We start from the raw sequence: 21,917 nt of genomic DNA, 5'->3' as shown, positions 1-21,917 counted from the left end.
TCAAACGAGCGGCAGCACAGCGCGGTCGATCCAGCGATACTGGCGGCCGTCGCGGCGCAACTCGACGAGGTCGACCTTGCTCACCTGCACGGTGACCGGCGGCAGGTCTCGCAGCGCGGCGACATCGGCGATCAGCGCCGCGGCGTTCTGAGGGCGGTTGATGTAGCCGATCCCGAGGTGTGGCCGGAGCTCGGTCGTCTCGGCGAGGCGACTCGTCGGCCGGTGCGTGGCGGTCGCCTCACGCAGCGTGCGGTGCAGCTTGAGCAAGCTGTCCCATGGAGTGACGGAGAACCGCAATGCGCTACGGGATCCCGTCAGCGGCCCGACCTCGACGTCGAACGGTCCGACGCCCGCCAGCCGTGCACGGGCGGCGTCGACGATTCCCGCCAGCTGTTCGCCGGAGACATCGCCGACCTTGCCGACGCTCAGCAGTGTCATGTGCAGAGCGTCCAGAGGAACCGGGTCGATCCCGTCGTCGGAGAGACTCTTCTGACACCGCTCGGCGAGATCAGTCAGCGCGGGATCGTCGAAAGTGAGATACCAGTAGTAGCCCGACTGGCCAGGCTCCCAGGACTTCAGAGTCCAGTGGTCATGCAGGGTCCCGAGTTGGCGGAACGCCGTCCAATCGTTGGCGCGAATGGCTGACGGGTCGGACGTCGATGCGGGCTGCAGCAACGGGAACGGGCGCTTGGTCGGAACCACGCCGGTGAGTGTACGGATCTGCGATCGATGCTGTCCGGCAACGGATCTGCACTCGCCTGACCTGGGGTGATTCGCCCGAATCAACTGCACGCACGGTAACGCGCATTGGGTACAGTGCCCGCTCGACCGGTGGTTTCAAAACAATACCCGCCCTGGTCAGGGCGGGTTTTCTCGTGGAGCCGATGACGGGAATCGAACCCGCGCTGTCTGCTTGGGAAGCAGAAGTTCTACCATTGAACTACATCGGCAGGGCGCAGATGCGCCAACCGAGACTGTAGCAGAAGCTGCGCACGGGGTGGGAAAAGTGCAGCTAGAAGCCGGTGACGGGGCTAATCGTCATCGGTGGCGAACTGGTCGGACGAGGTCAAGCCTTCGATGAACGACTCGAAATCGGAGGCGAGGAAGAGGACATCGGCTTCGTCATCGATCCATACCACCGACGGCTCGCCCGTCCGGCCGCAGCCGCGGTAGTCGAGTGCTACCCACCAGTGGCCGTCGCCATGCAGGAGTATTACCGGGTCGTCGAACTTCACCACGCTCGAGAGAATATGCGGTGCGGACTACTTCGCTATGCCTGCCGATGGTCGGAAGAAGTCCCGGCCTTGTCAGGTCCTCTGCTGTGGAGGTCGCGCGGAGGCGCGGACAAGCTCGAGTCCGCGGCGGGGACCAGGTACCGGTAGGCGGTAAGGCAGAGGATGAGCCACAGCGCGCCGATGCACCAGCCGCCGACGACGTCGGTGGTCCAGTGGACGCCGAGGTAGATCCGGGTCATTCCCACCGCGAGAACGAAAAGCGCGGCGGCGGCCGCGACGCCGACGCGCAGGGCGTGGCCGCGCAGGCGGGGGAGCGTGACCACTAGGACGATGCCGACCACGACGAACGAGCCCATGCTGTGCCCGGAGGGATAGGCCTGGTTGGAGACGCTGATCAGGTGGTCCTCGACGGGCGGGCGGTCGCGGTCGGTCAGGCGCTTGCCGCCGCGGACCAGTAACCCGCCGCCGAGGCCGGTGACCGCGACCAGCGCCGCCGACGACCAGCGTCGCTGCCAGGACAGCACAAGGCAGGTGGCGGTGGCCAGCGCTGTCATCGCGAGCGTGCCGCCCAGCACGCTGACCACCACGGCCACCGGAGTCAGCGCGTCGCTGCGCTGTGCGACGGCCCAGTCGGCGATGCCGCGATCAATCCCGCCGGGGCCGCCGTCCCCGACCACACCTGCCGTGAGAGCCGCGGCGCACACCACCAGCAACGCGGTGAGCACCCAGATGGCGTTCCGAATGCGAGGGGAGGTCACAACTCCACGTTCCCATGCCCGACGCCGCAAGTTAACCCGGCGCGCTTCCCACTTGGGATGACAACCCAGGGCGGCTTCGTCATCCCGTAGCGAGCACCGCCGTCGACCGGCGCCTCGCCGGGCGAACCGGACGCCGAAGCGCCGGTCGCGGGATGCGTCAGAACAGGCTGTAGCCGCCGTCGATCAGGAGCGTGTCGCCGGTGTGGTAGGCGCTGGCGGGGCTGGCGAGGTAGACGGCGACGGACTCGAAATCGCTGGGCTGACCCCAGCGGCGCACCGGAATCCTGGGCTCGACGCGTTCGCGGAAACGGTCCCAGGCGAAGGCGCCCTCGGTCATCGGCGTCTCGACCCACCCGGGCAGCACCGAGTTCGCGCGGATGCCGTGCTTGGCCAGTTCCACCGCGATCGAGTTGACCATGGCGATCAAACCCGCCTTGCTCGCGGCATAGGACTGGCCGCGCGGAACGCCCTGGCGGGCGGCGAGGCTCGCGGTGGCGACCAGGCTGCCGCCCTCGCCTTGGGCGAGCAGAACCTTCGCCGCTTCGCGCAGGGTGACGAACGCGGCGTCGAGGTTGATGGAGGTGACCCGGCGGAATTCCGCGAGATCGGTCTCCACGAAGGGGATGAAGCCCTGCATGACCCCGGCGTTCACGAAGCACGAGTCGATCCGGCCGAGTTCGGCGGCCGCGCGGCCGAAGGTGTCGATCACCTGCTGTTCCTCGCCGACATCACAGCGCAGGGCCAGCACCCGCCCGCCGAAGGCACTCAATTCCTCGGCGGCGGCCTCGTTGCGTTCGGTGTTGCGTCCGACGACACAGATGTCGGCTCCGGCTCGCGCGAGCCCGCGGGCGAAACCGAGCCCGATGCCGGAATTGCCTCCGGTGACGACGGCGACGTGGCCGGTCAGGTCGAACAGCGAACCCTCGCTCATTGTCCATCCCTTCGATCGCGGGCGACGCGCTGCGATTGAATGCGAGGATATCGCTCTCTCCATATCGCTGTGCGGCTGAGGAGTCCCGGCGAACAGGCGCTACGCTCGTCGCGTGCTGCTTTCCGATCGTGACATCCGTGCGGAGATCGCCGCTGGGCGTCTCGGCGTCGAGCCGCTGCTGGAGAACCTGATCCAGCCGTCGAGCATCGACGTGCGCCTGGACCGGATGTTCCGGGTGTTCAACAACACCCGGTACACCCACATCGATCCCGCGCAGCGGCAGGACGAACTCACCACTCTGGTCGAGCCGACCGAGGGTGAGCCGTTCGTGCTGCATCCGGGCGAGTTCGTGCTCGGCTCCACCCTCGAGGTGTGCACGCTGCCGGACGACCTGGCCGGACGGTTGGAGGGCAAGTCCAGCCTGGGCAGGCTCGGCCTGCTGACCCACTCCACCGCGGGCTTCATCGATCCCGGGTTCAGCGGGCACATCACGCTGGAGCTGTCCAACGTGGCCAACCTGCCGATCACGCTGTGGCCCGGCATGAAGATCGGTCAGTTGTGCCTGATCAGGCTGACCAGTCCGGCCGAGCATCCCTACGGCAGTGCCGTGGCGGGCTCGAAGTATCAGGGCCAGCGCGGACCGACGCCGTCGCGGTCCTATCTCAACTTCCCGATCGCGGCCGCGGCTATCGAGGCCGCCGAATCACGCTGACCGACCCACGCCGAGTCCGCCTCGTCGACTGTGCGGGGAAGCGGACCCGGCGGGTGGCAGCGGGGAGCTGATCGCGGAGGTGATCAGTCCCCGCCGCCCGCTCCCACCGCGAGCGCCGTAGTGAGGATGACGGACAGCGGCGGAAGCGTGTCACCGCGGTTCGGCGGGCTGACCCAGAAGCACCCTTCCCGAGTCCAGCGACCGAGACCGGTCGGCAACATCACGGCACTGCCGATGGCCGGCAGGCCGATATCCAGCCGATTGAGCACCTCGAGCACCTGTGGTCCCGGTCGGCTGTCGGGCTCGGCGAGGAAGCTCCATCGGATCTGCCTGGCCAACATGGGACCCCTCGTTCCCTGTTGTTCCAGTGCGACGCGGACCTTCTCGGCCCGCGCGGTCGGCAGGTGGACTACGCAGACGCGTCCGGTGATCGGAAGCATGGCGAAACCGCCACGCTCGGTGACCGGCAACCCGAACTCGTGCCGATAGAAAGCCACCCAATCGTCCACGGTCCTGAGTTTCTCGACATTCACGGCGAACTCCTTGCCTTCCGCCTCAATAGTCCCGGCCCGCAGCTGGATTCGGTATTGCCTGCCTACCCGCCTTACGCTGCCCTTCCACTGCCTTTGATAGAAGGCGCAATTCACTTGTGGCAGTGATCACAAACCGCTCGTACTCTGGAGGGGGCTCGTTCGGAAGGGATGGCATCGTGATCAGGCATTGGTCAGGCAAAGAGGCCCGCGCCCTTCGCGATGCCAAGCGGATGAGCATCAGGGAATTCGCTGCCCATTTAGGGGTGCACGAACGCTTGGTGTCGAAGTGGGAAGCCGGGGGCGCCCGGGTCCATCCACGACCGATCAACCAAGCCGCTCTGGATACCTCACTGGCCAGGTCCGACGATGTGGTGCGGGCGCGGTTCGCGGCATTGATCGATCAGCCCTCGAGCGATCGAGCCGTCCCGCCGGGATTCGACGCGCCTGCCGACGCCTCGGCGCGCATTCATTATTCGAGCGACGCTGACATTTTGGCTCTCATAGACGCCGGTGCGATGAGAGGTGTTGCGTTAGCAGCGATTTCGGAGAGGGATCTGATCATGGCGGCTGCCCACGAGGCCAGCGAGCACGCCGGTAAGGCCGAGAGCACCAATGTCGGTGCGAGCACGTTGGAACAGCTCGACGCGGATGTCGTACGCATCGCGAACGATTACGTGCATATTCCGCCGGTGCCGATGATGGTGGAGATGGTGCGGGTGCGACGCCGGGTGTATCGGTTGCTGGAGGGCCATCAGCGGCCCGCCGATACGGGGCATCTGTATCTCCTGGCGGGCACGCTCTCGGGACTGCTCGCCAACGCGAGCACCGATCTCGGCTACTACGACGCTGCGGGCGAGCAGGTGCGGGCTGCCTGGGCTTACGCGGAACTGTGCGGGCACAACGGGCTTCGTGCCTGGACCCGCGGCATGCACGCGCTGATCGAGTACTGGTCGCAGCGCCCCCGCCGGGCGGTGGAGCTGGCCCAGAGCGGACAGGAGTTCGCCGAGTCCGCGACCGCGCAGGTGCGACTGCTCAACATCGAGGCCAGGATCTGGTCGGCGCTGGGGAGCGCAGCGGACACCGACCGCTGCGTCCGCGCGGCCGACGACGCCCGCGAGATCGCCGCGACCGACCCCCTGCACGACGAGGTGGGCGGGGTCTTCGGGTTCAACGACGCCAAGGCCAACTACTACGCTGGCGCCACCTACATCCACCTCGGCCAGGCGGAGCCCGCGCTCACCGCCACGCAGCGGGCCATCGAGCTGTACTCGAAAGGACCGTCCGAACAGCGCTCCTACGGTGCGGAATCCCTGGCCAGGGTCGACTGCGCGGCCGCCCATCTGATCAACGGCAGCCTGGACGGCGCGGCCGAGGCGTTGCAGCCGGTGCTCGGACTCGAGGAGGACAAGCGCATCGCGCAACTGGAGGAGCGGCTGACCGGTGTGCGCAGGCGGATCGCGAGTCGAACCTTCCGTGACGCGATCGAGGCGCGGCGGTTGGACGAGCGCATCGAGGAGTTCTGCGGCTCCACCGCGGCCAAAGGCATCCCACCGGGAGGGCCCGCCCATTGAGTGACGCGTCACATCCGGTGACGCGGCAGACGCCGTCGTGGCCGCGGAAGCCCGGGGCGGGGCTCGGACAGGCGGTTTATCCAGTTGCGACGGATGGCACCATGGGACGGGTGAGTCCTCATCATCCGCACCGTCCCCCGCGTGTTCTGGAGCAGTCCACGAAGCTGCAGAACGTCGTCTACGAGATCCGTGGACCGGTACACGCGCAGGCGGCACGGTTGGAGGCCGAGGGGCACCGCATCCTCAAGCTCAACATCGGCAACCCCGCCCCGTTCGGGTTCGAGGCGCCGGACGTGATCATGCGCGACATCATCGCGGCGCTCCCGTACGCCCAGGGCTACTCCGAATCCAAGGGCATCCTGTCGGCGCGGCGCGCGATCGTGACCCGCTACGAACTCGTGCCCGGCTTCCCGGAGCTCGACGTGGACGACGTCTACCTCGGCAACGGCGTCTCCGAGCTGATCACCATCACCATGCAGGCCCTGCTGGACAACGGCGACGAGGTGCTTATCCCGGCGCCGGACTACCCGCTGTGGACCGCCATGACCAGCCTGGCGGGCGGCACCCCGGTGCATTATCTCTGTGACGAGGCCAACGGCTGGCAACCCGACATCGCGGACATCGAAGCCAAGATCACCGACAAGACCAAGGCCCTGCTGGTGATCAACCCGAACAATCCCACCGGCGCGGTGTACTCCGCCGAGGTGCTCCAGCAACTCGCCGACGTGGCGCGTAAGCATCAACTGTTGCTGCTCGCCGACGAGATCTACGACAAGATCCTCTACGACGACGCCAAGCACATCTCGCTGGCGGGCGTGGCGCCGGACCTGCTGTGCCTGACCTTCAACGGGCTGTCCAAGGCCTATCGGGTGGCGGGCTACCGGTCGGGCTGGCTGGCGATCACCGGGCCGAAGGACCACGCGGCCGGCTTCCTGGAGGGCATCGACCTGCTCGCCTCGTCGCGATTGTGCCCGAATGTGCCCGCGCAGCACGCGATCCAAGTCGCGCTCGGCGGCCACCAGAGCATCGAGGATCTGATCCTGCCCGGCGGCAGGCTGCTCGAACAGCGCGATGTCGCGTGGGAGCGGTTGAACATGATCCCCGGTGTCTCGTGTGTGAAGCCGAAGGGCGCGCTGTACGCGTTCCCGAAGCTGGATCCGAACGTGTACGAGATCTACGACGACTCCAAGCTGATCCTGGATCTGCTGTTGCAGGAGAAGATCCTGATGGTGCAGGGCACCGGCTTCAACTGGCCGCACCACGACCATCTCCGGATCGTCACCCTGCCCTGGGCCCGGGATCTCGCGGTCGCGATCGAACGGTTCGGCAACTTCCTCGCCAGCTATCGCCAATAGTGGGAAGGAGGTCGGGCGACAATATAATCGCCCCGCTTCCGGCCCGGAAACAAACCTGATGTACGGATACCTGTCGGATTTGGCGACTAACTAGCGCAAAAGAAGTACTTTTGTGTACAGTAGTCCTCGGCACTTAAGGTGCCTGGCCGGATTGCCTACCCCCCCTGGGCACATCCGGCCTTGGGTTAGGCCGCCTACCCCCCTGGGCCGCCTGCCCTGCGGGCGGCGGAGACATCCCCCTGCTCTCCGCCGCCCCCTCCAAATCCCGTTTCCTTACCGCGATCGGATCGCTCCGAGTGTGTATCCGCTGTGTTCGGTAGCAGCCGCGACGGTCTTGAAAATGAAATCCTTTAGGCTCGCTGCGGGCAGAAACACATCTGACAGGTAGGAGCGCGGTGAGCGACCACCACCATCACCACGATCACTCGGGTCCGATCGCGATCGGCGCGACCGCGGCGCGGGTGGTCATCGGGCTACTCACCGTGATCGGCGTCGCCGTCCTCATCGGCGCGATCGCGCTGTGGCCGAGCAAACAGCATGTCGATATCCCGCTGCCGATGCAGAACGCGGGTGGCGGCGCGGTGCAGACCGAGGCGGGCACGGTGGTCATGCAGGATATCGGCCCGTGCGGCAGTCCGTCACTGGGCAAGGTGTTCATCGACAAGCCCGAACCGCCGCGCAGCAATGCCTACAACTGTCAGCGCAGTGTGATCGCGATCGAGTCCGGCCCGCACAAGGGCAACCGCACGCTGTTGGAAATCGCGCCGGGCCCAGGACAACCCGATCTGCGCGCGGGCGACGAGCTCCGACTGGTCCGCCAGACCGATCCGACCGGGACGCCGCTGTACTCGTTCGAGGACTACTCACGGGGGCTGCCGCTCACGCTGATCGCCCTGGCGTTCGTGGTGGTGATCATCGTGGTGGCGCGCTGGCGCGGCGTCCGCGCGCTGCTGGGTCTGGTGTTCGCCTTCGCGGTCCTGGTGATGTTCATGCTGCCCGCCTTGCTCGACGGCAAACCCGCGATCCCGGTCGCGCTGGTCGCGGGCTCGTTGATCCTCTACGCCGTGCTGTATCTGGCGCACGGGCTGAACCTGCGCACCAGTTCGGCGCTGCTGGGCACGCTCACCTCGATGCTGCTGGCCGCCGTGTTGTCCTGGCTCACGATCGAGATGACCAATCTGACGGGGCTTTCCGAGGAACAGAACACGAACGTCGCGACCTACATCGAGCACGTCAGCATCACCGGACTGTTGCTGGCCGGGTTCATCATCGGCTCGCTGGGCGTGCTCAACGACGTGACGATCACCCAGGCGTCGGCCGCGTTCGAGCTGGCCGCCCTCGACGAATCGGCATCGCGGCGAGAGATCTTCGCCGCCGCCATGCGCGTGGGGCGCGACCACATCGCCAGCACCGTCTACACGCTGGTACTCGCCTACGCCGGTGGGGCGCTGCCGCTGTTGCTGCTGTTCAGCGTGGCGGGGCGGTCCATCCGTGACGTGCTCGCCGGTGACGCGGTGGCCATCGAGATCGCGCGTTCCTCGGTCGGCGGCATCGCGCTGGCGCTCTCGGTGCCGTTGACCACCGGCATCGCGGTCCTGCTGGCTCGCCCGTTCAAGGCCAAGGAATCGAGCCCGCCGCCGCGCCCGCGCCGGGCCAAGCACGCCAGGGTCTGAGCCCGAATCCCGGTGAGCTGAGACGCCGCCGGTGAACCCGGCTCAGCGTGGCGGCGGTGGGGGAAAGGGGAAAACCTCCGGCGGGATCGTGGGAACCACGATCGGCGGAAGGCCGGGCACCACAATAGTGTTCGGGCCGGGTGTCGGCGGCGCCTCGCTGGTGGTCTGCCGCCGGTTCGGCGGTGGCGCGGCGACCGATTCGTGCGCGGGCGCCTCGGTTGTACCCGGCGCGACCGCGATCTGCGGATCGAGGCTGGTCGTACGCGGTGCGGTGGTCGGTGACAACGACGGCGAGCTCTCGCTGGTGTGCGAATCCCGTTCCAGCACCTGCGGTCCGTAGCCGAGGCCGAGCCCGATCGCGGCGACCACGGCCAGCGCGCTGACGGTCAACACGGCCCCGCTGATCTCGCGCTTGCCGCGCTGGGCAGGCGCCGACAACCAGGCGGGTGACAAGTCGTCGTCCAGCACGGCGCTCGCGGCCGGGCTCTCCTTGCGGACCGGTCTGGCCAAGAGGGCGGCGCCGCGCGCCATGACGGTCTCGGGGCTGTCCGGCACGATGACGGGAACGCCCATCCACCGTTCGAGGACCTTGGCCACCAACGGGATTCGAGCGCAGCCACCGATGGCCAGCACGCCGTGCACCGGGCGGTCCGAGCGCACGATCACGTCGCGCGCCATCCGCGCCGACGACTCGATCGCCAGCATGATCAGCGATTCGAAGTTCTCCTGCGCCAGCAGGACCAAACCCTGCTCGCTGGGCAGCGCCACCGCGGTGTTGGTGGTCAACTGCTCCTTGGCCTCCCGGCACAGCGCGTCCAGAGCGGCCAGGCCCGCGGCGTTCGGGGGGTGTGCGATGCGCCCCGACGCGATCTGCTGCTCGCGGATCAGAGAGTCGAGATAGTCACCGCTGATGTCGCTGGTGCGCTCGCTATGACGCACCTCACGAGTCTGGGTGTCGACCACGCTCACCGTCAGTCCCGAGCTGCCCAGGTCATAGACGACCAGCGAGGAGATGCCGCGGATATCGCCGGTGGCCTGCGCGAACTCGAGTGCCGCCGCGATCTCCGGGACGAGTTCGTAATTGGTCAGCTGCTGGCGGGCCATGGCCGCGCGAATGGCGCGGGCGTGCTGCTCACTGCGGTAGGCGATCGCGGTGGCGCCGATGCCCGGCGTGGCTTCGAGGGTGACTCCGATGGCTTCGGCCGCCAGCTCTTCCACGCTCTGGTCGACGACCGGAATGGTCTGCAGATCGAAGGAATGCGGGGAGACATGCCCGTGGGGGTTGCCGGCGTGTGGCCGGGCCATACGGACAGCGCCGGCCCCCACCGAAACTCCCAGTACCGAACTCATCAGCTGCCCATCTCGTTCCACACTTCACGACATGCGAGCCTGCGCCGTCCGTCGGCGGAGGCCCGCTGGACGGACCCTACCGCCGGCGATCAGCTGTGCTTAAGGCAGGACTGGTCACCTGTCCGGCAGTAGCCCGCCTCGCTCCGCAACTCTACGGCGTGCCGAGTCCCGCGTACACCCATCCGGCTGCTCTCCAGGTGGCACGATTGAGACAGTTCCGGCCGTCGATGATCGAGCGGGCGCGCACCACTCGGTCCAGGTCCTGCGGTCGCAGCGCGGTGAATTCGTCCCACTCGGTGAGGACGAGCACCACGTCGGCGCGTTCACATGCCTCGGCCACCGAGGTCGCGTAGTTCAGGGTGGGGAACACCCGGCGCGAATTCTCCAGCGCTTTGGGGTCGTACACGGTCACCACGGCGCCGTGCAGTTGGATCATGCCCGCCACGTTCAACGCGGGCGAGTCGCGGACGTCGTCGGACTCCGGCTTGAACGCCGCGCCGAGCACCGCGACGTTCGCGCCGAGCAGCGAACCACCGCAGGCGCGTGCGGCCATGTCCACCACCTTGGTCCGGCGGCGCATATTGATGTTGTCCACCTCGCGCAGGAAGGCGACGGCGTGGTCGGCGCCGAGTTCGCCGGAGCGGGCCATGAACGCGCGGATGTCCTTGGGTAGACATCCCCCGCCGAAACCGAGGCCCGCGTTGAGGAATCGGCGGCCGATGCGCGCGTCGTAGCCGAGGGCGTCGGCCAGCATGGTCACGTCCGCGCCGGTCGCCTCGCACACCTCAGACACGGCGTTGATGAACGAAATCTTCGTCGCCAGAAAAGCGTTGGCGGAGACCTTCACCAATTCCGCTGTGGCGAGGTCGGTCAGCAGGAATGGGATCTCGGCGGCGATGAGATCCGCGTAGATCTCGCGCACCAGATCTTCGACCCACCCGGCGGCGGCGCGCGCACGGTCGACACCGAGGACCAGCCGGTCCGGCCGCAAGGTGTCCTTGACCGCCCAGCCTTCCCGGAGGAACTCCGGATTCCACGCCACCTCGACGTCGGTGGGACTCAGTGCGCGAGCCCGGGTCCCGAGCGCAGCCGCCGTGCCGACCGGGACCGTCGACTTGCCGATGATCACCGAGGGGCGCTCCAGCAGCGGCGCGAGCGTATCCACCACCGCGTGCACGTATTTCAGGTCGGCGGCGTACTCGCCCTTCTTCTGCGGGGTGCCCACGCCGAGGAAATGCACCTCCGCGTGGGCGGCCGCCTCGGCATAGGAGGTGGTGAACCGCAGCCGGCCCGCGTCGAGGTTGCGGCGCAGCACAGCCTCCAAGCCGGGTTCGTAGAACGGCACCACCCCGTCGGACAGCTTCGCGACCTTGCCCGGGTCCACGTCCACCCCGATGACGTCGTGCCCGAGTTCGGCCATGCACGCAGCGTGCGTGGCCCCGAGATACCCGGTTCCGAAGACTGTGCATCGCATGATCGATTGGTAAGCCCCTCCGGTGGCCACGCCACGTCACCGAGGCAAGGGTCCGGGCAACAGCAGATGTACATGCGGCGACGTCGCGCGGTGCAACGCCCTGACCTGGATGAATCGGTTCCCGCGCCCGCTAGCATCGGCGGGGTGCGACGTCATCGGTGGGCCTGGATCCTCCTCGGCGCCGGTCTGGCGGTCGCCGTCGCCGCGGGCGCGCTGTGGCCGGTCTACGTACGTCCGCGCACCGACCCGCCCGCGCGAGCGGACGCCGTTCTCGTCCTGGGCGGAGCGCACGACGGACGCGAGCAACTCGGGCTACGCCTGGCGCGCGACGGGTACGCGCCACGCGTGGTGTTCTCCGATCCCTGTGAGAACAGCGCCATGCTGAACCGCATCTGTCACGGCGGCTACAGCTTCGAGGTCCTGTGCTTCGACCCCTCGCCGCGCACCACTCGCGGCGAGGGCCGCGAACTCGCCCGCCTCGCCCGCGCCCACAACTGGCGGCGAGTCATCGTCGTCACCTTCACGCCCCACGTCTCCCGAGCGCGCTACATCTTGCGAAAGTGCTGGGACGGAGAACTCCTTTTCGTCGACACCAACCCCGACCTCTCCCTCCCACGCTGGGCTTACGACTACCTCTACCAATCCGTGGGTTTCACCAAAGCCTTCGTCGAGGACTGCTAGAAGCGGTGGATCCGGCACGCGAGCCGCCCGCGCGGCGAGTAATGCCCAAAATTTGCGGGCGGGTGCCTTCAGTTTGACTCGATGAGAGAAACAATCGTACATTTTGTCGCATGGTGACGGGATGGTCGCCAGGGAAGCAACGGTGCGCACCCTCCGGGAGGGCAGATGGATTACGACTGGTCAGCGGAGGATCTGGCATTTCGGGACGAGGTACGCGAGTTCCTCGAGGCGAAACTGACGCCGGAATTGCGCCGGGCCGGGCGCTTGGCGACGAGCGTGTATCCCGACCACGAGGCGAGCATGGAATGGCAGCACATCCTGCACGAGCGCGGCTGGGCGGCGCCGGCCTGGCCGGTGGAACACGGCGGATGCGACTGGAGTCTGACCCAGCACTACATCTTCCAGCGGGAATCGGCGCTGGCGGGCGCGCCGGCGCTGTCTCCGATGGGCATCAAGATGGTGGCCCCCGCGATCATCGCGTTCGGCACCGCCGAGCAGAAGGCTTTCTATCTGCCGCGCATCCTCACCGGCGAGGTCTTCTTCTGCCAGGGGTACTCCGAGCCGGAGGCCGGATCGGATCTGGCCGCGCTGACCATGGCCGCCGTCGACGACGGCGAGGATTTCGTGTGCACCGGCAGCAAGATCTGGACCACCCACGCCACCGAGGCGAACTGGATCTTCTGCTTGGTGCGCACCTCGCGCACGGGTAAGAAGCAGCAGGGCATCACGTTCCTGCTGATCGATATGACCTCACCGGGCATCGAGATCCGGCCGCTGGTGATGACCTCGGGCGAACAGGTGCAGAACCAGGTCTTCTTCGATAACGTGCGGGTGCCGAAGACCAATGTGCTCGGCCGGATCGACGACGGCTGGACCGTCGCGAAATACCTGCTGGTGCACGAGCGCGGCGGCACGGCGGCCCCGTGGCTGCAGGTCATGGCCCAGGACATCGCCGCCAACGCGGCACAGCAGCCCGGCCCGGACGGCAACCCGCTCATCGATGACCGCGCGTTCGCCGCGAAGCTGGCGGATCTGCGGATCCGCACCGAAGTGCTCGAAGTCCTGGAGTACCGCACCATTTCCGCGATGGCGCAGGGCAAGAACCCGGGGCCCGCGTCCTCCATGCTCAAGATCCTCGGCACCGAACTCAGCCAGAAGCTCACCGAGCTGGCGCTGGAAGCCGCGGGACCGCGCGGTCGCGTCTACCAACCGCACGCCACCGAGCCCGGCGGGCCGATCGCCCAGTTCACGCCGCCGACCGACGGTTACCACAGCGGCGCGGACTGGCAAGCTGTCGCGCCGCTGCGGTACTTCAACGACCGAGCGGGCTCGATCTACGCGGGCAGCAACGAGATTCAGCGAAACATCCTCGCCAAAGCAGCATTGGGGCTCTGATGGACTTCACGCTTACCGACGAGCAGGAACTGCTCCGCTCCGCGGTCGCCGGATACCTCGGCGCCCGCTATGACCTGGAGAAGAGCCGCGCAGCCGCGAAATCGGCGGAGGGCTGGCAGCCTGCGGTCTGGCGCGGCTTCGCCGACGAGCTGGGGATTCTCGGGGCGACGCTTCCCGAGCGGGTGGACGGCACCGGTGGCGGCCCCGTCGAGCTCATGGTGATCGCCGAGGAACTCGGCCGCGCGCTGGTGGTCGAGCCGTTCGTCGACACGGTCGTGATCGGCGCCGGACTGCTCGAGCGTGGCGGCGGCGAACAGGCGGACGCCGTGCTGCGCCGGATCGTGTCCGGTGACGCGCGCATCGCGTTCGCCGCGCTGGAACCGACCTCCGGACACGCGCTGCACGATGTGTCGACCACTGCCCGCCGCGACGACGACGGCTGGGTGCTCGACGGCGCGAAGACCGTGGTGACCGGCGCGCCGCTGGCCACTCACCTGCTGATCACCGCGCGCACATCCGGCGAGCGGCGCGACAAGGCGGGGATCTCGTTGTTCCGGGTGGAGTTCGACGCGGTCGCGCCCCCTGCCGGTGTCGAAGTGCACAGCTACCGCACCATCGACGACCGGGCCGCCGCCGATCTCGTGTTCACCGGCCTGCGTCTGCCCGCCGACGCCCTGCTGGGCGCGGAGTCGGACGCCTGGACCGTCATCGAGCCGACCATCGCGGAGGCGACCGCGGCGGTCTGCGCCGAGGCCGTCGGCTGTATGCGGAAAGTGCTCGCCGACACCATCGAATACGCCGAGCAGCGTCAGCAGTTCGGTCAGCCGATCGGCAGTTTCCAGGTCCTGCAACACCGCATGGTCGACATGTACATCGAACTCGAACAGGCCGTCGCGGCGGTCCACCTGGCCGTCCACTCGCTGCGCGCGCCCGCCGAGGACCGTGCGCGCGCCGTCTCCGCGGCGAAGGTCACGGTCGCGCGCGCGGCGCGGTTCATCGGGCAGAACGCCGTGCAACTGCACGGGGCGATGGGCATGACCGAAGAGCTGGCCATCGGCCACTACTTCAAACGGCTCACCGTTGTCGAGCACGAATTCGGCTCCACCGACGAGCATCTCGCGCGCTACGCCGCGCTGACACGGCCGTAATCCGGTTCTCGGGCCGGGGCCACACCTCCCCGGCCCCACTGGCTCGTGCTCAGCCGTCCTTACCGCTGCGGTGGTATCGGACGAGCTGCCGAATCAGCTTGTCCCGAGTCGCCGATGCGGCTGACCGGTGATCTCCGCAATGGTCTGGTAATCGCTGTCCACATGCAGAACGGTTGCCCCGTGGACTTCAGCGGTCGCTGAAAGGATGAGATCGGGAATCGGTAAACGATGTGCGCCTCGGGCGGCGAGAAGACCCTGGACCTCCAAGGCCCGGTCCATCGCTTCTTCCGTTACCGGGAGCCAGACCAAAGCCTTTGACCGGCGATCTTGGCGATGTAGTCGGCATGGGATCGCGCCGAGTAGCCGATCTCGAGCGCGGTGAGATGACATCCCGCCACAAGAGCGCCAGGTGCGCTGGTCACTTCAGCGACTTCGAAACTACCGGATACAACTCGGCCGGGTCCATCGCTGGACCCGGCCGATGTCGGTGTTCGGTTGTTTCTGGGCTCAGCTCTTACGGCCCGGCGCCTTCGCGCCGGACTTGAAGCCCAAGCCGCCCGGCTTGGCGGCGGGCGGTACGACCTGGTGCGCGCCGTTGCCGCCGGTGCCGTTGGATTGCTCCGGCTCGGCAGCGGCTTCGGGCTGCGCGGCAGGAGTTTCCGCGGCGGCGGGCTCGTCCGCCGAGGCCGGTTCGGCAGTGACCGGAGCGGCTTTGCCAGGGGCCTTGGGGCCGGGACGCTTGAAGCCGGACTTCATGGCCAGACCCTTGGCGGGCACCGTCGGCTTGGTCTCGGTCGGCTCGGCGTCGGCCGGTTCCGCAGCCGCCTGGGTGGCGGGTGCTGCTTCGGCCGCAGCCGCGGACGTTTCCGCTGCCGGAGCCTTAGCGCCGGGAGCCTTGGCCGCGCCCTTCATGGCGAGACCGCCACCGGGCGCCTTGGCGCCGCCCTTCATCCCCAGACCACCGGGAGCCTTCGCCGGACCCTTCATGGCCAGACCCTTGACCGGAGCGGCAGGCGCCGCCGTGGCCTCGGTCTCCGCCGTTTCCGCGGCCGGGGCCTTCGCGCCGGGAGCTTTCGCGGCGCCCTTCATGCCGAGACCGCCGCCACCGGGCGCTTTCGCGGGGCCCTTCATGGCCAGACCGCCACCGGTCGGCGCGGCCTTGGCCGGGGCGGGAGCCTCGGCGGCCGGGGCGGGTTCGGGCTCCGGCTCGGGTTCCGCCTCGGGCGCCTTCGGCTCCTGGATGACGGTCAGGTTCTCGGTGAGCACCGTCGGCTCGACCCGCTCGATGGCATCCAGCATCAACTGCGCGACGTCCACCACTTCGACGCCTTCGCCCTCACCCTTCTCCTGGCGCGCGGTGACGCCGTCGGTGAGCATCACGCGGCAGAACGGGCAGCCGGTCGCGATCTTCCCAGGGGCGGAGCCCGCGGAGCGACCAGAAGGCGCGGCGAGGGTGCTCAATCCCTCCTCCACCCGGTCGATGTTGACCCGCTTGCCGAGTTGCTCTTCCATCCACATCCGCGCGCCGCCGGCGCCACAGCACATGGACCGTTCGCCGTGCCGGGGCATCTCGACCAGGTTCGAGCCGGACGCGGCCATCAGCTCGCGCGGCGCGTTGTAGATCTTGTTGTGCCTGCCCAGGTAGCACGGGTCGTGGTAGGTGACATTCTGGGAGACCGAGGCCACCGGGATCAGCTGCTTCTGCCGCACCAGGCGGTTGAGCAGTTGGGTGTGGTGCACGACCTCGTAGGTGCCGCCGACCTGTGGGTACTCGTTGTTCAGCGCGTTGAAGCAGTGCGCGCAGGTGACGACGATCTTCTTCTTGCGATCCTCGACGCCCTCGAACACCGAGTTCAGCAGCTCGATGTTCTGCTGCGCGAGCTGCTGGAACAGGAACTCGTTGCCCGCGCGGCGTGCGGAGTCACCGGTGCAGGTCTCCTCCGCGCCGAGCACCATGAACTTCACGCCCGCGGTGGCCAGCAGCTCGGCGACCGCCTTGGTGGTCTTCTTGGCGCGGTCCTCGTAGGCGCCCGCGCAGCCCACCCAGAACAGGTACTCGTAACCGTCGAAGCTGTCGGCGTCCTGGCCGAAGACCGGGATCTGGAAATCGAGCTCGTTGATCCAGTTGAGCCGGTCCTTGGCGTTCTGACCCCACGGATTGCCCTTGTTCTCCAGGTTCTTGAACAGGCCGGCGAGCTCGGACGGGAACTCCGATTCGATCAGCACCTGGTAGCGGCGCATGTCGATGATGTGGTCGACGTGCTCGATGTCCACCGGGCACTGCTCGACGCACGCGCCACAGGTGGTGCAGCTCCACAGCACCTCGGGGTCGATGACGCCGCCCACTTCGGGGCCGCCGACCAGCGGGCGCTCCGCTTCGGCCTTGGCGGCCTCGGAGATCTTGGCCAGCTGGGCCTCGTTCGGCTTGCCCTCGGCGTCGACGAGGCCGACCTCGTCGCCGCCCATGTCCTTGCGGCCACCGGCCAGCAGGTACGGGGCCTTGGCGTAACCATGGTCACGCAGCGACATGATCAGCAGCTTCGGCGAGAGCGGCTTACCGGTGTTCCACGCGGGGCACTGCGACTGGCAGCGACCGCACTCGGTGCAGGTGGTGAAGTCCAGCCAGCCCTTCCAGGAGAAGTCCTCGATCCGGCCCGCCCCGAAGGTGTCGGTGTCCGGGTCCGCGGTCTCCATGTCGACCGGCTTGCCCTTCGACATCATCGGCTTGGCCGGGCCCAGCGCGACGCCGCCGTCCTCATCCCGCTTGAAGTAGATGTTCGGGAACGCCGAGAAGCGGTGCCAGGCCACGCCCCAGGTCACGTTGCGGCCGACCAGGTAGAGGAACGCCATGCCGGACATCAGCTTCACGAATGCGAACAGCGCCACCATCGTGGTGTTGGCGGGCAGCAGCTTGGCGACCTGCATGGTGAAGAAGTCGGTCGCCGGGTTCGCGTGACCGTAGGCGGCGATCTTGCCCGCCTTCACGAAGACCATGCCGAGGCCCTCGAGCAGCACGATCGCCTCGATGACGTAGGCAGGGGCGAACTTGGAACCGCTGAAGCGCGACAGCCGCTCCGGAAGCCGGGGATGGTTGAGCTGACGCAGGATGATCAGCGTGAGGATGCCGACCACGGTGCCGATGCCGAGGATCTCGTCCCACAGGTGGTAGATCGCGGTGTTGCCGATGATGGGCCAGTGGAACGCCGGGTCGAACGTCTGCCCGTACGCCTCGAACCACAGCATGGCGCCGCCCAGGAAGCCGATCATCACCAGCCAATGCGCCCAGCCCACGGTGCGGAATTTGTTCATGCGCGTATGCGCGAGGAACTCCACGATCATCTGCTTGAAGCGCGGGAAGAAGGGCCGCCAGCGGTCCGGGGCCGGCTGTCCGATCATGATGGCGCGAACGATATTGCGGACGCCGCCGAAGAACGACGCCCAACACAGGAGGCTGAGCGCCGCCCCAATCGTGCCCAGCGTCACTGTCAGGGCATTCATGTCGCGACCTTTCTTTAGAGGCACCTCGAGTGCGGCAGTTTCCGCTACCGCCTCGGTTGGCTCGTATCTTAACCGGAGGTAAGTTACCCGCCAGTAACAACAGTGTCCATCGTACGATCGGCTTTTGGGCTATAGCCCCATATGCTGGGGCTTGACCGCTGATTTACCTGTGATCAATATCACAGTAAAATTCACCGATCTCGCGGACAGAGGGTTGGTCACCACCGTAAACGGGGAACCATTCCGTCCAGTCGGTAAGGATTGGCTTAGTCCCCAGGGCTGATAAGGCATCTCGCTTAATGCGCGGCGTTCTATTAGGCTCACGTCGTTCTGTTGCTTGCGACTCGTCTGCACACTGCTCGGGGAGGATCCGGAGCCGACCACCCGGATTTGCTGGATAGAGCTCTCGCGTGCTGGAGACCCGCGGCGACGATCGACCTGATGATGGATTGGAAACTGAATGAACTTCCGCAGAACCACCGCGGCGGCCGCGATGGTCATCGGTGCGATGACCATCGGATTGGGGACCGCCCATGCCGAGCCGGACGCTGCGCCGGATCCCATCCGGTACTCGGTCAAGCTGGTGGAGAAGACCGTCGTTACGACGCTCAAGGGGGGAACGTTCGAACTGGCGAAGTCCTCCGAGGACGTCAAGGAAGACGACGTCTACAAGATCAAGGACTCGCAGGGCAACGACGTCCTGGCCCTGCCGATCGCCTTCACGGTCGCCGGGACCGTCGTCCCGGTGAAGCCGGTCGTGAAGGAAGACGCCACGGTCCTCGAACTCACGCCTGACCAGAGTGTCGAGGTCCCCAGGGACAAGCCGGCCAACGCGGTCAACGTCGTTGCTCAGCCGATCGCCTCGCCGATCGAGAACCAGCGCGCGCAGAACGAGTTCGCCAGCCAGTTCGGCATCGCGACCGCCGTCGGCGGCTTCGTCGGCACCGCCATCGGCGGCGCCGTGATCGGCTGCATCCTCGGCCTGCCGTTCCTCGGTGTCGGCTGCATCCCCGCCGCGATCGCGGGCGCGGGTATCGGCGGCATCCTCGGCACGGTGGCCGTCGGTGGCCCCATGCTGGCTGTCGCGGGCATCGACCTGATCAACACGCTGCAGGCGCCCGAAGGCACCACCAAGTGGGCGGACAAGCCGAACTAAATATTCGGCCGAACGCTGCACGTTCGATCCCCGGCGGCCCGCTCTCCTCGGAGGGCGGGCCGCCGGTCGTTTATCCGGTCAAATCGAGCAAGCCGCGGACGACGACCTCGCCCAGTTCTTCACCCAATCGGCCGAACGAGCGCTCGACCATCTCGAACGTCCCGTCCTCGCGGACGACCAGCACCGTGCTGGCTCTGGTGCCGTGCACGGTGTGCGCGACGAACCTGGCCGAGAGCGCACGCTCCATCTCGTAGGGGACGCCGGTGCGCGGCAACCGGTCGTCCGGAGCTTCCGTGCGGTCGGCCAGCACCTCGAAGTAGCGATCCACCGCACCGGGCTCGGTCCCCACGATCTCGCGCAGCTCGGTCACGCCCGCCCGCACTTTGGGCCAGATGGGCTGTGGCGCGGTCAGATTCGCTTCGCCCAGGGTCGGACCCGCGGACGTGACGAACGTGCCGTTGGAGAGCCCGTGGAAGCCCGGAGTCAGCTCGCGTGGTTCGGTCGCACTGCGATTGGAGTGCCACCACAGTGTGCGCAGGTCGGAGACCAACAGGTTGTAGCCGTTGTAGTCGTCCGGCGCGGCGGCGACGTCGAGCACGTACTTCTCCGGCCCGGGGAACTCGCCCGCTCGACCGCGGTCGGCGGCGCCGCGCAGGAAGTCCAGCAGCAGGGCGCCCCGGGAACGGGCATCGACGCGTTGATCGGCGGGATTACGCACATTCGTGACGGCCGCGAAGCGGTTGTTGCCGTGCGGCTGGGTGCTCAGCCCCAGCCAAGTGCCGGGAGGTTCGCCCTCGGTGCGGCCGGTGGCCCCGGTATCGCGTCCGGCGAGCAGGCCGGGCGCCTCCGGCCACCAGCGCATGGATTCGGTCGGCCGGGTATAGAACTCTTCCCGGTTGGCGGCCACGATCAACCGGTAGTCAGGGTGGGCGCGCCAGCCGATCAACACCAAACACATGCCGACCAGAATGCCGGACCGGCGCCGCACTCCATGCGGTCTTTCCCGCACGCGGGGCCGCGTAAGGGCAGTGGAAAGACCCCGGGACGGCGAAAAGGCCGACAGCGCAACGGCTGCCGGCCTCTTCGCGTCACTGCTGTCAGTTGGTGCGCACGCGCAGCCCCGGGTTGTCGGAGAGCACCACGTGCACCGGCTGCGCGAACAGCTGCGGCACGTTACCGGTGAGGGCTCCGATCAGGTTCGGGATCTCGCAGATCGGGTAGTCCGCCACCGACGACGCGCTGGAGATGCCGAGCGCCAGGCGGCCGGTCACGATCGGGCCGCCGCTGTCGCCGGGCAGCGCGCAGATGTTGGCCGAGAAGCTCTGGGTGAGTTCTCGGTCGCCGACCTGCACGGTCTGGTCGACCGCGTTGACCACGCCGCAGCTGAAGCCGGTGCGTGCGCCGGACTTGCACACCGGAGCGCCGACGACCGGCGTCGCCACGCCCTCGACGGCGATCGGAGCCGCGCCGGGCGCGCGCACGCCGTTGTTGGCGAAGCGGTCCTTGGCCTGGTCGTTGATCCGCACGATCGAGTAGTCCTGCTCGCCGAGCACCGACTTCTGGAAGACGCCGAGCTGCGGGCCGAGGCGCTCGCCGCTCATCTCGTAGACGCCTGCGGCGTTGCCGTTGCCCGCGGACGCGATGTCCGGGTTGCAGTGGCCCGCGGTGATGTTCACCGTGTTGCCGTTGCGGTCGGTGCCGTTGAAGCCGAGCGAGCAGCGCAGCGAGCTGCGTCCGGCGACCGAGGCGTAGCCGTCGCCACCCGCGAGGGCGCCGCGCGCCTCACCGGCGATCTCACCGGCCTGCAGGGTGCCCTGTTCGCCTGCCACCGGCGGGGCCATCACGATGACGCGCGCCGGGTCGATGAAGTTCGGCATCGGCAGGCCCGCCTGGTCGACGCGCACCGCGATCGCGTTGTTCACGGTGTCCACCACCGCGCCGCGCACCAGCGACTGCACCGCCTCGGGCTGGCCTTCCAGCCAGCGCTCGAACGCGCTCTTCTCGCCGCGCAGCGCCGCTTCGCTCTTGGCGACGTTGCGAACCTCGAAACCGGCCGATTCGGCGGCCTTCTTGGCCTCGTCGGCGCCGGGGCCCTGGGCCAGCGCCACGACCGCCTTGCCCGCGTCGTCGAGCCAGGAGCCGCCGAACACGGCCGGGTACTGCCGCTGGGCGGTGGTGGCGAACGCGGCCACTTGCTGCGCGAGCTCCGCGCGGTGCAGGTACTCGTCGGGCGAGATCTTCAGATCACGGGTCACCGCGGCGACCAGCTCGGCGGGCAGGCCGGGAGCCTGATCGGGCTCAGCCGTCGCTACTGCCGCCGTGGGCCCGAACAGCAGGATCGCCGCCGAGGCGGCGATCACTGTTTTTCGGATTCCGGTCTGTCGCGCGGCTGATCGAAGAGGACCTATACGTGGCAGGAGCATGAGCAGACTATATGGGGTTCGCAG

General features: G+C 67.7%; 18 protein-coding genes and 1 tRNA gene. 8 read left to right on the top strand and 11 right to left on the bottom strand.

What is annotated here, in order from left to right; genetic code table 11:
* From K8O92_07330 to K8O92_07310, 5 genes are all read right to left on the bottom strand, one after another.
* The gene (locus tag K8O92_07330; GenBank protein UAK33738.1) at positions 1-702 is read right to left on the bottom strand and encodes a 2'-5' RNA ligase family protein; all 702 of its coding nucleotides are present in this window, start codon (positions 700-702) and stop codon (positions 1-3) included.
* Positions 703-876: 174 nt separating this feature from the next.
* A tRNA-Gly gene (locus K8O92_07325) sits at positions 877-950 on the bottom strand.
* An 81-nt stretch (positions 951-1,031) separates the two neighbouring features.
* Positions 1,032-1,238 carry an SMI1/KNR4 family protein gene (locus K8O92_07320; GenBank protein UAK33737.1) on the bottom strand — a complete coding sequence of 69 codons (207 nt, stop codon included), beginning with the start codon at positions 1,236-1,238 and terminating at the stop codon, positions 1,032-1,034.
* 32 nt (positions 1,239-1,270) lie between these two features.
* Positions 1,271-1,993, bottom strand: a complete 723-nt coding sequence (locus K8O92_07315; protein ID UAK33736.1) for a phosphatase PAP2 family protein — start codon at positions 1,991-1,993, stop codon at positions 1,271-1,273.
* 157 nt (positions 1,994-2,150) lie between these two features.
* On the bottom strand, positions 2,151-2,924 hold the full coding sequence (locus tag K8O92_07310) for an SDR family oxidoreductase (protein ID UAK33735.1): 774 nt from the start codon (positions 2,922-2,924) through the stop codon (positions 2,151-2,153).
* 112 nt (positions 2,925-3,036) lie between these two features.
* Between K8O92_07310 and dcd the strand changes: the two genes are divergently transcribed.
* Positions 3,037-3,636 (top strand): dCTP deaminase, encoded by a 600-nt coding sequence (dcd, locus tag K8O92_07305; GenBank protein ID UAK33734.1) that lies wholly within the window; start codon positions 3,037-3,039, stop codon positions 3,634-3,636.
* An 83-nt stretch (positions 3,637-3,719) separates the two neighbouring features.
* Here dcd and K8O92_07300 read toward each other — a convergent pair whose 3' ends face one another.
* Entirely contained in the window at positions 3,720-4,169 is a 450-nt protein-coding gene (locus K8O92_07300) for a hypothetical protein (protein UAK33733.1), read from the bottom strand.
* Between the two features lie 230 nt (positions 4,170-4,399).
* On the opposite strand from K8O92_07300, the gene K8O92_07295 reads away from it, so the two are divergent.
* From K8O92_07295 to K8O92_07285, 3 genes are all read left to right on the top strand, one after another.
* On the top strand, positions 4,400-5,740 hold the full coding sequence (locus K8O92_07295; GenBank protein ID UAK33732.1) for an XRE family transcriptional regulator: 1,341 nt from the start codon (positions 4,400-4,402) through the stop codon (positions 5,738-5,740).
* Between the two features lie 101 nt (positions 5,741-5,841).
* Entirely contained in the window at positions 5,842-7,095 is a 1,254-nt protein-coding gene (locus K8O92_07290; protein ID UAK33731.1) for a pyridoxal phosphate-dependent aminotransferase, read from the top strand.
* A 395-nt stretch (positions 7,096-7,490) separates the two neighbouring features.
* Complete coding sequence (locus K8O92_07285) at positions 7,491-8,768, top strand: YibE/F family protein (protein UAK33730.1); 1,278 nt, start codon at positions 7,491-7,493, stop codon at positions 8,766-8,768.
* Between the two features lie 42 nt (positions 8,769-8,810).
* Here K8O92_07285 and K8O92_07280 read toward each other — a convergent pair whose 3' ends face one another.
* A complete protein-coding gene (locus K8O92_07280) occupies positions 8,811-10,073 on the bottom strand; it encodes an Hsp70 family protein (GenBank protein UAK35500.1) in 1,263 nt (420 codons plus the stop codon).
* A gap of 196 nt (positions 10,074-10,269) precedes the next feature.
* Positions 10,270-11,592, bottom strand: coding sequence for a UDP-glucose/GDP-mannose dehydrogenase family protein (locus tag K8O92_07275; protein ID UAK33729.1), 1,323 nt, complete (start codon positions 11,590-11,592; stop codon positions 10,270-10,272).
* A 72-nt stretch (positions 11,593-11,664) separates the two neighbouring features.
* On the opposite strand from K8O92_07275, the gene K8O92_07270 reads away from it, so the two are divergent.
* From K8O92_07270 to K8O92_07260, 3 genes are all read left to right on the top strand, one after another.
* Positions 11,665-12,273 (top strand): YdcF family protein, encoded by a 609-nt coding sequence (locus K8O92_07270; protein UAK33728.1) that lies wholly within the window; start codon positions 11,665-11,667, stop codon positions 12,271-12,273.
* Between the two features lie 165 nt (positions 12,274-12,438).
* Positions 12,439-13,668, top strand: coding sequence for an acyl-CoA dehydrogenase family protein (locus tag K8O92_07265; GenBank protein ID UAK33727.1), 1,230 nt, complete (start codon positions 12,439-12,441; stop codon positions 13,666-13,668).
* Positions 13,668-14,816 (top strand): acyl-CoA dehydrogenase, encoded by a 1,149-nt coding sequence (locus tag K8O92_07260; GenBank protein ID UAK33726.1) that lies wholly within the window; start codon positions 13,668-13,670, stop codon positions 14,814-14,816. Before K8O92_07265 ends, K8O92_07260 begins: the two co-directional genes overlap by 1 nt.
* 507 nt (positions 14,817-15,323) lie before the next feature.
* Here the strand turns inward: K8O92_07260 and K8O92_07255 are convergent.
* Positions 15,324-18,314 (bottom strand): (Fe-S)-binding protein, encoded by a 2,991-nt coding sequence (locus K8O92_07255; protein UAK33725.1) that lies wholly within the window; start codon positions 18,312-18,314, stop codon positions 15,324-15,326.
* A gap of 460 nt (positions 18,315-18,774) precedes the next feature.
* On the opposite strand from K8O92_07255, the gene K8O92_07250 reads away from it, so the two are divergent.
* Positions 18,775-19,470, top strand: a complete 696-nt coding sequence (locus K8O92_07250; GenBank protein UAK33724.1) for a hypothetical protein — start codon at positions 18,775-18,777, stop codon at positions 19,468-19,470.
* 70 nt (positions 19,471-19,540) lie between these two features.
* Here the strand turns inward: K8O92_07250 and K8O92_07245 are convergent, their stop codons facing one another.
* Complete coding sequence (locus K8O92_07245) at positions 19,541-20,428, bottom strand: NRDE family protein (GenBank protein UAK33723.1); 888 nt, start codon at positions 20,426-20,428, stop codon at positions 19,541-19,543.
* 139 nt (positions 20,429-20,567) lie between these two features.
* Complete coding sequence (locus tag K8O92_07240) at positions 20,568-21,893, bottom strand: S1 family peptidase (GenBank protein ID UAK33722.1); 1,326 nt, start codon at positions 21,891-21,893, stop codon at positions 20,568-20,570.
* Positions 21,894-21,917: the final 24 nt, after the last annotated feature.

The sequence above is a fragment of the Nocardia asteroides genome (assembly GCA_019930625.1).
Classification (GTDB): Bacteria; Actinomycetota; Actinomycetes; order Mycobacteriales; family Mycobacteriaceae; genus Nocardia; species Nocardia sputi.
The sequence above is the reverse complement of the archived record's forward strand: the minus strand, read 5'-3'. Positions and strand labels throughout refer to the sequence as shown.

What these genes read in the sequence shown, in the direction of transcription:
- K8O92_07310 (UAK33735.1), bottom strand. Translation starts at nt 2,924, where the DNA reads ATGAGCGAGGGTTCGCTGTTCGACCTGACCGGCCACGTCGCCGTCGTC.
- K8O92_07295 (UAK33732.1), top strand. Translation starts at nt 4,400, where the DNA reads ATGAGCATCAGGGAATTCGCTGCCCATTTAGGGGTGCACGAACGCTTG.
- K8O92_07290 (UAK33731.1), top strand. Translation starts at nt 5,842, where the DNA reads ATGGGACGGGTGAGTCCTCATCATCCGCACCGTCCCCCGCGTGTTCTG.
- K8O92_07280 (UAK35500.1), bottom strand. Translation starts at nt 10,073, where the DNA reads ATGGCCCGGCCACACGCCGGCAACCCCCACGGGCATGTCTCCCCGCAT.
- K8O92_07275 (UAK33729.1), bottom strand. Translation starts at nt 11,592, where the DNA reads ATGCGATGCACAGTCTTCGGAACCGGGTATCTCGGGGCCACGCACGCT.
- K8O92_07270 (UAK33728.1), top strand. Translation starts at nt 11,665, where the DNA reads ATGCGGCGACGTCGCGCGGTGCAACGCCCTGACCTGGATGAATCGGTT.
- K8O92_07265 (UAK33727.1), top strand. Translation starts at nt 12,439, where the DNA reads ATGGATTACGACTGGTCAGCGGAGGATCTGGCATTTCGGGACGAGGTA.
- K8O92_07260 (UAK33726.1), top strand. Translation starts at nt 13,668, where the DNA reads ATGGACTTCACGCTTACCGACGAGCAGGAACTGCTCCGCTCCGCGGTC.
- K8O92_07255 (UAK33725.1), bottom strand. Translation starts at nt 18,314, where the DNA reads ATGAATGCCCTGACAGTGACGCTGGGCACGATTGGGGCGGCGCTCAGC.
- K8O92_07250 (UAK33724.1), top strand. Translation starts at nt 18,775, where the DNA reads ATGAACTTCCGCAGAACCACCGCGGCGGCCGCGATGGTCATCGGTGCG.
- K8O92_07245 (UAK33723.1), bottom strand. Translation starts at nt 20,428, where the DNA reads ATGTGTTTGGTGTTGATCGGCTGGCGCGCCCACCCTGACTACCGGTTG.
- K8O92_07240 (UAK33722.1), bottom strand. Translation starts at nt 21,893, where the DNA reads ATGCTCCTGCCACGTATAGGTCCTCTTCGATCAGCCGCGCGACAGACC.